Origin of the sequence: Pseudomonas sp. Ag1 (genome assembly GCF_000278565.1) — a bacterium.
GTDB lineage: Bacteria > Pseudomonadota > Gammaproteobacteria > Pseudomonadales > Pseudomonadaceae > Aquipseudomonas.
In genome coordinates this window covers 1-13016 of sequence record NZ_AKVH01000110.1, presented here as the reverse complement: position 1 = coordinate 13016, position 13016 = coordinate 1, and the positions used below count along the sequence as shown (strand labels likewise).

10 protein-coding genes are annotated in these 13016 nt (G+C 61.9%); 1 reads left to right on the top strand and 9 read right to left on the bottom strand.

Going from position 1 to position 13016, the window contains the following annotated elements; genetic code table 11:
- Positions 1-26 precede the first annotated feature (26 nt).
- From A462_RS06030 to A462_RS06070, 9 genes are all read right to left on the bottom strand, one after another.
- Entirely contained in the window at positions 27-1652 is a 1626-nt protein-coding gene (locus A462_RS06030) for a glucan biosynthesis protein D (RefSeq protein WP_008438223.1), read from the bottom strand.
- 357 nt (positions 1653-2009) lie between these two features.
- The gene (locus A462_RS06035) at positions 2010-3872 is read right to left on the bottom strand and encodes an NAD(P)-binding protein (RefSeq protein WP_008438220.1); all 1863 of its coding nucleotides are present in this window, start codon (positions 3870-3872) and stop codon (positions 2010-2012) included.
- Between the two features lie 174 nt (positions 3873-4046).
- Complete coding sequence (locus tag A462_RS06040; RefSeq protein ID WP_008438218.1) at positions 4047-5471, bottom strand: gamma-aminobutyraldehyde dehydrogenase; 1425 nt, start codon at positions 5469-5471, stop codon at positions 4047-4049.
- Between the two features lie 178 nt (positions 5472-5649).
- Complete coding sequence (locus A462_RS06045) at positions 5650-6459, bottom strand: ABC transporter permease (protein WP_003209553.1); 810 nt, start codon at positions 6457-6459, stop codon at positions 5650-5652.
- Entirely contained in the window at positions 6449-7378 is a 930-nt protein-coding gene (locus tag A462_RS06050; RefSeq protein WP_003209552.1) for an ABC transporter permease, read from the bottom strand. Before A462_RS06050 ends, A462_RS06045 begins: the two co-directional genes overlap by 11 nt.
- Before the next feature lies 1 nt (position 7379).
- Positions 7380-8414 (bottom strand): ABC transporter ATP-binding protein, encoded by a 1035-nt coding sequence (locus tag A462_RS06055; RefSeq protein ID WP_003209551.1) that lies wholly within the window; start codon positions 8412-8414, stop codon positions 7380-7382.
- A gap of 180 nt (positions 8415-8594) precedes the next feature.
- Positions 8595-9746, bottom strand: a complete 1152-nt coding sequence (gene ydcS, locus A462_RS06060; protein ID WP_003209550.1) for a putative ABC transporter substrate-binding protein YdcS — start codon at positions 9744-9746, stop codon at positions 8595-8597.
- Positions 9747-9818: 72 nt separating this feature from the next.
- On the bottom strand, positions 9819-11276 hold the full coding sequence (locus A462_RS06065; RefSeq protein WP_003209549.1) for a gamma-aminobutyraldehyde dehydrogenase: 1458 nt from the start codon (positions 11274-11276) through the stop codon (positions 9819-9821).
- A gap of 133 nt (positions 11277-11409) precedes the next feature.
- Complete coding sequence (locus A462_RS06070) at positions 11410-12321, bottom strand: LysR family transcriptional regulator (protein ID WP_008438216.1); 912 nt, start codon at positions 12319-12321, stop codon at positions 11410-11412.
- A 168-nt stretch (positions 12322-12489) separates the two neighbouring features.
- On the opposite strand from A462_RS06070, the gene A462_RS06075 reads away from it, so the two are divergent.
- A partial coding sequence (locus tag A462_RS06075; protein ID WP_008438215.1) for a tellurite resistance TerB family protein occupies positions 12490-13016 on the top strand: 527 nt, incomplete at its 3' end.

The window sequence follows — 13016 nt, the reverse complement described above, 5'->3', positions numbered from 1 at the left end:
CCACGCGAGCGTGGGAACGTTCGGTATCAGGTGTACTTGCGCTTGTCTGGTGCAGGTGGGAAGTATTGGTACAGCCAGGTTTCGCTCAAAGTGCGGTCCTGGGTGCGGATGAACAGCCGCAGTTCAACCGGCTCGACGCTGTCGCTGGTCGGGTACCAGTCAAACAGAATTCGATAGCCCTTGATGGCATCCAGTACCAACACGCTGAAGTCTTTGACCTCACCATGGGAGCAGGTCACCACCGGCTCGATCCCGGTGCCTTCAGGCAAACGATCCAGCCCGCCGCCGTTGAAGTCCACGGCAAAACGCCGCGCCCAGACATCGGGGTAGTGCTCGCCCGGCGCCCAACCTTCGGTGAAACCGCCCATGCCCGAACGGGTGGCATTGACCTGCGCCAGTGGCGTGCTGACCGGCGGCAGGGCGCTCCAGTAGAGCTTGTAGCCGTAGTTCAGGGATTCGCCGGCAGCGACGGGCTTCTTCGGGGTCCAGAAGGCCACGATGTTGTCCAGGGTCTCGCCGGTTGTAGGAATTTCCAGCAGATCGATAGAGCCTTCACCCCACGCAGTAGTAGGTTCTACCCACAGGCTTGGGCGTTTGCTGTACCAGTCCACCGTGTCCTGATAGCTGGCGAACTCATGATCGGTCTGCACCAGGCCGAAGCCTTTCGGGTCGGTGTCGGCAAACGCGTTGAATTGCAGGGTAGCCGGGTTGTTCAGCGGGCGGCAGATCCACTCGCCATTGCCGCGCCACATGGCCAGGCGATCCGAGTCGTGGATTTGCGGGTGAATGGTGTCGCACATCCGCCGCTCAACGGTGCCGCAGCTGAACATGCTGGTCATCGGTGCGATGCCCAGTTGCTCGATGGCGGTACGCGCATTGATATGGGCGTCGATGGCCATTACCACCTGGTTGGCCTGGCAGTCGATATCGAAGCGATAGGCACCAGTGGCGCTCGGCGAATCCAGCAGGGCGTAGACCACGAAGCGGGTGCTGTCCTTGTCCGGGGTTTCGAACCAGAACTTGGTGAAGTCCGGGAATTCCTCGCGCTTTTTCGCGTAGGTGTCGATGGCCAGGCCGCGTGCGGAAAGGCCGTACTGGCCGGTGGAATCCACCGCACGGAAGTAGCTGGCGCCGAGGAAGGACAGCACGTCGTGGCGGTCCAGTTCCGGGGCCTTGAACAGCTTGAAGCCGGAGAAACCCAGGTCGCCGGTCAACTGCTTGGTGTCTACCGTGGTTTTTTCATAGTTGAACAGCGAAGGGCGGAAGTGCACCTCGCGGGCCTGGCGGGTTTTCGGGTCGACGCTGTACATGCGCACCGGCGTCTTGAAGCCCATGCCGACGTGGAAGAACTGCACGTCCAGTTGGCCGTTCAATTCTTTCCACAGCGAATGCTTGCCGTCGTAGCCGATGGCGTTGAAATTCTGCGGGGTCATGGTCGCCAGGGTCGGCGGCAATACCTGCTTGGTGTCCTGGTAGCGATTGCTTGCCAACTGCTTGGCCTGGATCTTCAGGGCCTCGAAATCGAAGGCCTGGGCCTCGCCATCAGCGGCGCGGTTGCCCGCCCAGGCCTGGGCGGCCAGCAGGCCACTGGCCGACAGACCGGTGTAAGCCGCGATGGCCATGGACGCTTTGAGCAAATTCCTGCGGTGCATAAATACAACCTGTCGTGAACAATCCCGCGCCGTTCCTGGCACGTGCTGGATCAAGGAAAACGGTTCGGACATGCCTTCGGCCAAACGCAACGGACATTAAACAGATGCCAAATAGCTTAAGCGGTTCGGTGCGCAAGGAAAAATGATTGATGGCGGGTTGATGGCGCTGCATATGAAACAAGACGTTTCTGTGGAAACCGTGTGGCGAGGGAGCTTGCTCCCGTTGGGGCGCGAAGCGACCCCAGCTCAGGCGATCGAGATCCTTCAGGGATATCTCGATCGCCTGGTTTGGGGCTGCTGCGCAGCCCAGCGGGAGCAAGCTCCCTCGCCACGACAACCTCTTCAGGAACGCCGGGATCAGCCCACTTCGCCTACCGCTCGATATGCCTCATCAATCGCCGCATGGGCATACGCGCTCCATGCGGCATCCGAGTTGGCGATGCTCACATGTCCCACCGGCTGGCGCGCCAGGTCCTTCAGTTTTTCGCTTTCATCGGCATCGTCAAACAAGCTGTTGGAGAAGGTCGCATAGCCGTGTGACCAACGGTTGACAGTGATCGCCAGAATGTCGGTCTGGTGGTTGAAGCCACCCGGGCCGAGCATGCGCTGCAGTTGGTCGCGCAGTTGCGCTTCCAGTTGTTCAAACGTCTGCCCGTACAACTTGCCCCGCCCGGCGCGGGCCTGGTCGCGGCCGTTCATGCCGCTGTTGGGGCTGGTGGGCACGTACACCATGTGCAAACCAATCGGCTGCGTCGGGTCGCGCGGGTGCTCGTAGCCGCCCATGCTCACCGGGTAATCCAGCTTGATCCGGCTGTAAGGCTGGGTCGCTGCATAAATCTCGTGCACCCCCAGCTTCTGGAACGAGGTCCAGTTGCGCACCACCACTTTGGTGTAGACCAGCGGGTACTTCACGTTCTGGCTCAGGGCCTGGGCTTGTTCTGCCGGCAGGTCCCGCAGCAGGTACGGGATCATCATGTTGTAGCAGGCCAGGATGCAGCGTTTGCCGCGTACCTGTGCGAGTTGGCCGCCACGGCTGTAGCCGATGTGCACACCGTCACCGACGTTACGCACACTGACCGCAGTGCTGTTCAAACGCACCCGCACCGGCGTCCTGGGCTGATCAAGCCTGGCGTAGTCAAACGGCGCCAGCACGATGTCATCCATGGTGTGCCCCGGTGCCACTGCCGGAATCAGGCTGCGCACCAGCAAGCGTGCCAGCGAGGCGTTGCCGTCGGGGAAGTGGTAGATGTAGGGTTCTTCCATTTCTGCGGCGGCTTCTTCGCTGATCGGTGCCAGGTTCATTCCGCCGAAGCCAGGGAAACCCACGCTATAGGCATCAGCCGACGCCACCGCGTCGATACTCAAGGCCATGAAGTCGTTGGTGCGGCTTTGGAAGTACTTCACCGCGCCTTCCGAGAGTCCTACGTTCTTGAGCAGGAAATCGCGGTAGCTGGTGGTCGCGAGGTACTCGGCCTTTTCCTCGGCAGTCTTGCCCGGCAGGTAATCCTTGGGCGCGACGTGCAAGGCAATCAGCGCCTGACGGTCGGTTTCCGGCATCGGGAAATCACTGATGAAGTCGCTGATGGAGCGCGCATGCAATTGGTCCGGGGCGATGTCGTCGGCGACCATCGGCGTCGGGTCGCCGGTCACCAGTTTGTCTTCGCCAAAGTTTTCCTTGTCGAAGAACACCCCGCGGGACAAACCCAGGCCCGGGTAGAACTGGCGGTCGAAGGCGGTCTCGAAGCGCTTGATGTTCACCCCGAGTTTTTTCAACAGCCCGTTTACTTCCTTGCTGTAAAGATGATTCGGTGACTGGAACGCTTCGCTGCCGCCGTAGCCGATGATCAGCCGGCCACCGGCCTGGAACTCATTGCGCTTGGCATGGCCGCCGAAGTCGTCGTGGTTCTCCAGGATCAGGATCTTCGCCTTCGGGTGCTTCTCACGGTAGAACCACGCCGCCGACAAACCGCTCAAGCCACCGCCGACCACCACCAGGTCGTAGTCTTCGGTGATCGGCAGTTTATCGGTGTCGAAGGCCTTCTTTTCCCAGCCCATCTGGTGGGCAACTTCGAATGAGCCGACATGGCTGCCGCGCAAGCCTGTGAGGGCGGGCGGGTAGTAGCGGCCATCGGGAGCGGCCTGGAGGATTTGCAGCGGGGTCATACCGGCGGCAATCGTGATAGCGACGCCGTTGAGGAAGTCGCGGCGGGTGATGTCCATGGGAACCTGCGAATTATTTATTGTTATGAGATCCCTGCAGGAGCCGGCTGTTGTGGCGAGGGAGCTTGCTCCCGCTGGGCTGCGTAGCGGCCCCAAAAAACCTGGGAGCACCTCGCACTACAGCGGGAGCAAGCTCCCTCGCCACAGTGAGCTCGCTTCGACAGGGGTAAAGGGTCAGTGCTTGAACATCACATGGCGAACGGTGGTGTAGTCCTCCAGGCCGTACATGGACATGTCCTTGCCGTAGCCGGACAGTTTCTGACCGCCATGGGGCATTTCGCTGACCAGCATGAAGTGGGTGTTCACCCAGGTGCAGCCGTACTGCAACCGTGCAGCCAGGCGATGGGCGCGGCCGACATCGGCGGTCCACACGGAAGAGGCCAGGCCGTAGTCCGAATCGTTGGCCCAGGCCAATACCTGGGCCTCGTCGTTGAATTTGGTTACCGACACTACCGGCCCGAACACTTCGCGGCGCACGATTTCATCGTCCTGCTGCGCGTCGGCCAATACGGTCGGCTCAAAGAAGAACCCGTTGCCTTCCACCGCCTTGCCACCCGTGATCAGGCGGATATGGGATTGCGCCACGGCACGCTCCACAAACCCGGCCACACGGTCACGGTGCTGTGCGGTGATCAGCGGGCCCAGCTCGGTGGCCGGGTCATCCTGCAAACCGTATTTGATGCTGGCAACCGCCGCGCCGAGCTTTTCGACGAACGTGTCGTAGATATCGGCCTGTGCATAAATCCGGCACGCAGCGGTGCAATCCTGCCCGGCGTTGTAGAAGCCGAAGGTGCGAATGCCTTCCACCGCCGCGTCGATATCGGCGTCGTTGAAGATGATCACCGGCGCCTTGCCGCCCAGTTCCATGTGCATGCGTTTGACGCTGTCGGCAGTGCTGGAAATGATATTGGCCCCGGTGGCAATCGAACCCGTCAGCGACACCATGCGCACTTTCGGGTGATTCACCAGCGGGCTGCCCACGGTTGGCCCACGGCCAAACACCAGGTTGAGTACACCGGCCGGGAAAATTTCAGCGGCCAGTTCCACCAGGCGCAGCGCGGTCAGCGGGGTTTGTTCCGAAGGCTTGAGCACCACGGTATTACCGGCGGCCAGGGCCGGGGCGATTTTCCAGGCGACCATCATCAGCGGGTAGTTCCACGGCGCGATGGAGGCAATTACGCCCACCGGGTCACGGCGGATCATCGAGGTGTGGCCCGGCAGGTACTCGCCGCCGGCCGAACCGCTCATGCAGCGGCTGGCGCCGGCGAAGAAGCGGAACACATCGGCCACCGCCGGGATCTCGTCGTTCAGCGCGGCGCTGTAGGGTTTGCCGCAGTTGTCCGACTCAAGCTTTGCCAGCTCTGCGCCGTGGGCTTCGATGGCGTCGGCGAGTTTGAGCAGCAGCAGCGAGCGATCCTTCGGTGGCGTTTGCGACCAGCCTTCAAAAGCGCTGTCGGCAGCACGCACCGCGGCGTCGACCTGGGCTTCGCTGGCTTCCTTGATTTCCACCAGTACCCGACCCAACGCCGGGTTGAACACCGGCTGCGCCGGGCCTTCGCCTTCGACCAGATGGCCGTTGATCAGCAGTTTGGTTTGCATGGTTCAGTCCTCTTAAAGCTGCATCGTTTCCCCTGCCGAAACCGGTTCAAGTGTGGGAGCGGGCTTGCTCGCGAATACGGTCTTTCAGTTGATACATCACCTGACTGATACACCGCTTTCGCGAGCAAGCCCGCTCCCACATTTGAACCTCATTCCTTCAGTGGCAATGTGTTGTCAGTTATTTACCGCCACTACCGGCCACGCTTTCGCCGCCGCGGGTCAGGTAATAGGCACCCAGGATCGGGAACATCGTCACGATCATCACCAGCATCGCCACCACGTTGGTCACCGGCACATCCCGTGGCCGGCTCAACTGGTTGAGCAGCCACAGCGGCAAGGTGCGCTCGTGGCCGGCGGTGAAGGTGGTGACGATGATTTCGTCGAACGACAGCGCGAACGCCAGCATGCCGCCGGCCAGCAACGCCGAGCCGAGGTTGGGCATGATGATGTAGCGGAAGGTCTGCCAGCCGTCGGCGCCCAGGTCCATCGAGGCTTCGATCAGGCTGTGGGAAGTGCGGCGCAAACGGGCGATCACGTTGTTGTAGACGATCACCACGCAGAAGGTCGCGTGGCCGACGATGATGGTGAACATCCCCGGCTCAATCCCCAGGGTCTTGAAGGTCGCCAGCAACGCGATACCGGTGATGATCCCCGGCAGTGCAATCGGCAGGATCAGCATCAGCGAGATGCCTTGCTTGCCGAAGAACTCCCGGCGATACAACGCCGCCGAGGCCAGGGTGCCGAGCACCATCGCAATCAGCGTGGCGATGGCCGCGATTTGCAGCGACAGCTTGATCGCTTCCAATACGTCCGGCCGCGAGAAGGCCACGCTGAACCACTTCAGGGTGAAGCCCTGGGGTGGAAAGCTGAACGCCGCCTCTTCGGTGTTGAAGGCGTAGAGGAAGATGATCAGGATCGGGAAGTGCAGGAAAACCAACCCGCCCCAGGCCGCGATTTTTAGACTGAGTGAGGCTTTTTCAGAGTGCATCGAAGGCCCCCAGACGTTTGACGATGGACAGGTAAACCGCGATCAGCACGATCGGCACCAGGGTGAACGCCGCGGCCATGGGCATGTTGCCGATAGCGCCTTGTTGCGCGTACACCATGCCGCCGACGAAGTAACCCGGCGGGCCCACCAGTTGCGGCACGATGAAGTCGCCCAGGGTCAGCGAGAACGTAAAGATCGAACCCGCCGCAATCCCCGGCACCGACAGCGGCAGAATCACCTGCATGAAGGTCTGGCGCGGCTTGGCGCCGAGGTCTGCCGAGGCCTGCAGCAACGATGGCGGCAAACGCTCCAGCGAGGCCTGGATCGGCAGAATCATGAACGGCAGCCAGATGTACACAAACACCATGAACCGCCCCAGGTGCGAGGTGCTCAAGGTGCTGCCGCCCACGCCGGGAATGCCCATGATGAATTGCAGCGCCGGCTCCAGGCCCAGGTGCTGCACGAACCACTGCGCCACGCCGCCCTTGGCCAGCAGCAGGGTCCAGGCGTAGGCCTTGACGATGTAGCTGGCCCACATCGGCATCATCACCGCGATGTAGAAAAACGCCTTGGTCTTGCCGGTGGTGTAGCGCGCCATGTAGTAGGCGATCGGGAACGCGACGATGGCACTGGCGATGGACACCACCACCGCCATGCTCAAGGTGCGCACGATGATGTCGAAGTTCGACGGCTGGAACAGCGCGGCAAAGTTGGCCAGGGTCAGGTCCGGGGTGACCGCCATGGTGAAGTCATCGAACGTATAGAAGCCTTGCCACAGCAAGGTCAGCAGCGAACCCAAATAGATCGCGCCGAACCAGATCAGCGGCGGCACCAGCAGCAGCGACAGGTACAGGTTGGGCTTCTTGTACAGCAGGTTGGAAAACCTGCGCATCGGGGGTTGGGACAGGGCCAGGCTCATGTCACACCTCGCCTGCGATGTCGGTCAACGGCGTCATGGCTTCCCGCGCCCAGCGCGCGGTGATGGACTGGCCGACTTGATGCCCGGCGGTGGTGTCCAGCCATTGGTTGTTGGCCTGGCTGATGTTCAGGGCCTGGCCGTTTTCCAGTTTCAGTTCGTAGCGGGTGGCGCTGCCCTGGTACTGGATGTCATGCAGCAGGCCGCTGACTTCCACCTCGCCGCTGCCCAGCGGGCCTTCGGCGAAACGCACGTGTTCCGGGCGGATCGAGAACGGCTGCGGGTTACCGCTCAAGCGTTGCGCCAATTCGCCGCGAATCACGTTGGAGGTGCCGACGAATTCCGCGACGAAGGTGGTGGCGGGCTTCATGTACAGGTTGCGCGGAGTGTCGACCTGTTCGATGCGGCCCTTGTTGAATACGGCCACACGGTCGGACATCGACAGTGCTTCGGTCTGGTCGTGGGTGACGAAGATGAAGGTGATGCCAAGTTGGCGTTGCAGTTTCTTCAGCTCGCTTTGCATCTGTTCGCGCAGCTTCAGGTCGAGAGCGCCGAGGGGCTCATCCAGCAGCAATACGCGCGGACGATTGACCAGTGCGCGGGCCAGGGCCACACGTTGACGCTGGCCGCCGGAGAGTTGCACCGGCTTGCGGTCGCCGTAACCGCCGAGGGCGACCATGCCCAGCGCTTCTTCGGCGCGGTTGAGGCGTTCGGTCTTGCCCACGCCTTTGACTTTCAGGCCGTAGGCCACGTTGTCGCGCACGTTCATGTGGGGGAACAGCGCGTAATCCTGGAACACAGTGTTCACGTCGCGCTGATACGGCGGCAAGCCGGCGGCTTCCTCACCGTGGATGCGGATGGAGCCGGCACTGGGTTGCTCGAACCCGGCGATCAGGCGCAGGCACGTGGTCTTGCCCGAGCCGGAAGGGCCGAGCATGGAAAAGAACTCGCCGTCCTGGATATCGATGGAAACCCGGTCAACGGCTTTCACTTCGCCGAACTGACGGGAAACGTGGGTGAATTGGACTGCAAGCGTCATGGTGCGGTGCTCCAAAAAGGCGCGTCTTGTAAAAATTAAATCGGAGGTAGAGGTGATCGTTCCCACGCTCTGCGTGGGAATGCAGCGCTGGACGCTCCGCGTCCGCCCTTAAAGTCGTGACGCGGAGCGTCACAGGAGGCATTCCCACGCGGAGCGTGGGAACGATCAACTAGGGAGTGCTTAGCGCCCGCCCATGATCGCGATGTAATCCTGGGTCCAGCGGCTGTACGGCACGAACTTGCCGCCTTCAGCCTGCGGGGTTTTCCAGAAGGCGATCTTCTCGAACTGGTCGAAACCGTTGGTCTTGCAACCCTCGGCGCCCAGCAGTTCGCTTTCCTTGCACGCCGCGGGAACCGCCGGCAACGAACCGAACCACGAGGCCACATCACCCTGGACCTTCGGCTGCAGCGACCAGTCCATCCACTTGTAGGCGCAGTTCGGGTGCTTGGCATCGGTGTGCAGCATGGTGGTATCCGCCCAGCCGGTGGCGCCTTCCTTCGGAATGGTCGAGGCAATCGGCTGTTTCTCGTTCACCAGGCCGTTGACCTGATACGGCCATGCGCTGGAGGCCACCACGCCTTCGTTCTTGAAGTCGCTCATTTGCACGGTGGTGTCATGCCAGTAGCGGTGGATCAACGGCTGCTGAGCGCGCAACAGGTCGAGCACGGCCTTGTACTGGGTTTCGGTCAGCTCGTACGGGCTCTGGATGCCCAGTTCCGGCTTGGTGGCCTTGAGGTACAGCGCCGCATCGGCGATGTAGATCGGGCCGTCATAGGCCTGCACGCGGCCTTTGTTCGGCTTGCCGTCCGGCAGGTTCTGCGCATCGAACACTACGTTCCAGCTGGTGGGCGCGGTCTTGAACACGTTGGTGTTGTACATCAACACGTTCGGGCCCCACTGGTACGGCGTGCCGTACGTTTGCTGGCCGACCACGTACCACGGCGCATCTTTCAGGCGCGGGTCGATGTTCTTCCAGTTGGGAATCAGCGAGGTGTTGATCGGCTGTACGCGCTTGCCGACGATCAACCGCAGCGAGGCATCGCCGGATGCGGTGACCAGGTCGTAGCCGCCCTTGGCCATCAAGCTCACCATCTCGTCGGAGGTGGCGGCGGTCTTGACGTTGACCTTGCAGCCGGTCTCTTTCTCGAAACCGGTGACCCAGTCGTAGTTCTTGTCGCTTTCGCCACGTTCGATATAGCCGGGCCAGGCGACGATATCCAACTGGCCTTCACCGGCACCCACCGCCTTCAGCGGTTCGGCGGCCTGGATGCTGACACTGGCCAGCAGCGCGGTGGTCAGGGCACTGAGCAGTGCGGTCTTGTGCGCAGACATGGGGGTTCCCTCTTCTTTAATTATGGTCGGGGCAGTTTTTGCAGCAGGTGGTGCGTGAGCGTCGTTGTTGTTTTAAAGATGCTGGCCGTGGCGCGCCATGATGTGCCGCACCACGCTGTAGTCCTGTAGCGAATCGCTGGACAGATCTTTGCCATACCCCGAGCGCTTCAAGCCGCCGTGGGGCATTTCGCTGACCAGCATGAAATGACTGTTGATCCAGGTGCAGCCGTATTGCAGGCGCGACGCCACTTGCATCGCCTTGTCCAGATTCTGGGTCCACACGGAGGAGGCCAGGCCGTATTCCGAGTCGTTGGCCCAGTCCACCGCCTGTTCCAGCTCGTCGAAGCGGGTCACGGTGACCACCGGGCCGAACACTTCGCGCTGCACGATTTCATCATTCTGTTTACAACCGGCCAGCAAGGTTGGCTGGTAGAAGAAGCCAGCACCGGAATGCACGGCGGCGCCGGTGATGCGTTCGATATGCGGCTGGCCGAGGGCGCGTTCGACGAAACTGGCGACGCGGTCGCGCTGGCGGGTGCTGATCAGCGGGCCGAGTTCGTTGTCGGCATCGCGCTTGCCGGCAAACCGCAGGCTGCTGACGGCGGCGCCGAGCTCGGCCACCAATTTGTCGTGGATGCCGGCCTGGGCGTAGATGCGGCACGCGGCGGTGCAGTCCTGGCCGGCGTTGTAGTAACCGTAGGCGCGCACGCCTTCGACCACGGCTTGCAGGTCGGCGTCGTTGCACACGATCACCGGGGCCTTGCCGCCCAGCTCCAGGTGCGTGCGCTTGAGTGTCTTGGAGGCGGCCTGGAGGATCTTCTGCCCGGTGACGATATCGCCGGTCAACGAGACCATGCGCACCTTCGGGTGGCTGACCAAATGGCTGCCGACCCCTTCGCCGCCGCCACACAGGATGTTGATCACCCCGCGCGGCAACAACTGGCTCAGTACGGGCGCCAGGGCCAGGATCGACAGCGGAGTATGTTCCGACGGCTTGAACACCAGGGTATTACCGGCCGCCAGGGCCGGGGCGATTTTCCAGGCGGCCATCATCAGCGGGTAATTCCACGGCGCAATGGAGGCCACCACGCCAATCGGATCGCGACGCACCATGCTGGTGTAGCCCGGCAGGTATTCACCGCTCAGTTGCCCGGTCTGGCAGCGCACGGCGCCGGCGAAGAAACGGAACACATCGACGGTTGCGCTCAAATCGTCCTGACGTGCCAGGTGCAGCGGCTTGCCGCAATTCAGCGATTCCAGGCGGGCGAGATAGTCGGCTTGTTTTTCGATTGTCTCGGCGATGCCCAGGAGAATGTTCGAACGCTGCTGGGGCGTGGTCCGCGACCAACCGGCAAAGGCCCGGTGGGCGGCGAGGATTGCGGCTTCGACCTGCTCGGTACTGGCTTCGGCGATATGGGTGAGGATTTCACCGGTGGCCGGGTTGATGATCGGCTCGACAAACCCCTGGCCCGGGACCAGTTCGCCGTCGATCAGCAACGCAGTGAGCAGCGGTGTGGGCGCGCCAGACATTTTTCGCGATCTCTTTTCTTGTGTGGTCATGGCTGTTCTCGTGCGAGGCGCCTGACCTTCTCTTATGGGATGAGCAGAGACTAGAGGTCAGGCGCGAGGTCAACAAATACTAAATACTGAAAGCAGCATTCGATTAAATAGATGGCTTGCGTGGGTGGGGCTGTTCGCGGGCCACCGTCAGGAATGGGTCCACCAGCGCCGGGCGCGCCGTGCCCCGGCGCCAGGCCAGGCCCACGTCGAGGGTCTGGCTGAGGTCGGCAATCGGCCGGGCCTCGATGATGTCGCCTTCCAGGGACCAGGGGCGGTAGGTCATGTCCGGCTGGATCGACACGCCCAGGCCGGCGGCGACCAGGCTTCGCACGGCTTCCGTCGAGGCGGTGCGCAAGGTGACGCGGGGTTGCAGCCCGGCGCCGGTCCACATGCGCTGGGCGTTGTGGCCCATTTCATCGACGTTCAGCTGAATCAGCGGCTCGCGCGCTACTTCCGCCAGGTTGATGCTGTCGTGTTCCAGCAGCGGGTGCTGGGCCGGCAGCCATAAACGGTGGGGCGAGTGGGTGAGCACTTCGGTTTGCAGGGCGTGGCGGTCTTCGAGGTTGGAGAGGATCAGCACGCCGACGTCGATTTCACCGCTGACCAGCAGGTGTTCGATGTAGGGGCGTTCGTCCTCCATCACGCGGATCTCGACATTGGGGTAGGCGCGCTGGAAGCGGGTAAGCAAGTCCGCCAGGTAGTAGCCGGCGACCAGGCTGGTCACGCCGATGATCAACTGCCCGGCCACCTGGTCGGTGCTCTGTTGCAGGCTGCGCTTGGCGTTGTCGACGGTGGCGAGGATGAGGTGCGCCTGGCGCAGGAACTGGTGGCCCTGGTGGGTCAGGGTCATGCCCTTGGCGTGGCGGTTGAACAGGTTGACGCCGATTTCCTGTTCCAGTTGCTGGATCGCCAGGGTCAGGGTGGACTGGGAGATGAAGGCGGTCTGGGCAGCGGCGGAGATCGAACCGGTCTCGGCCACGGCGATGAAGTGACGGATCTGACGCAAGGTCATCATGCTGGAATTACCAGTGGGGTGTTTTTATAGATTTGTTCGAGTGTATATCGTTTTAATTGAGGGGTAAGTGCGTTACATCTGGAAGCACTCTAGATCGGGGGTTTTTGGCACTTAGTTTTACGCTGGGGGCCTATTGGTCCTGTGAACTTGAGTTTCTGGAGGTTGTGAATGAATACCCGTGGATTGCTCGATCAACTGCTCAAATCCGGCCAGGACATGTTGCAGAACAAGGCTGGCGGGCAGCGCAAGTCAGATGACAAGGGTGCCCTTGGCGGACTGCTGGGTGGCGGCGGGTTGGGTAGCTTGCTTGGCGGTGCCGGTGGTGGGGCCCTCGCGGCCGGCGCCATGGGTCTGTTGCTGGGCAACAAGAAAGCCCGCAAGTTTGGCGGCAAGGCGCTGACCTATGGCGGGTTGGCTGCTTTGGGGGTGATTGCCTACAAGGCCTACAGTAATTGGCAGGCGCAGCAGGCGAGTGCGCCTCAAGGGGAGCCGCAGACCATTGATCGGTTGCCGCCGGCCCAGGTCGAGCAGCACAGCCAGGGGATTTTGAAGGCGCTGGTGGCTGCGGCCAAGGCTGACGGGCATGTGGATGAGCGTGAGCGGGCGTTGATCGAAGGGGAGTTTGTGAAGCTGGATAACGATCGTGAGTTGCAGCAGTGGTTACATGCCGAGCTGAACAAGCCGCTGGATCCGGC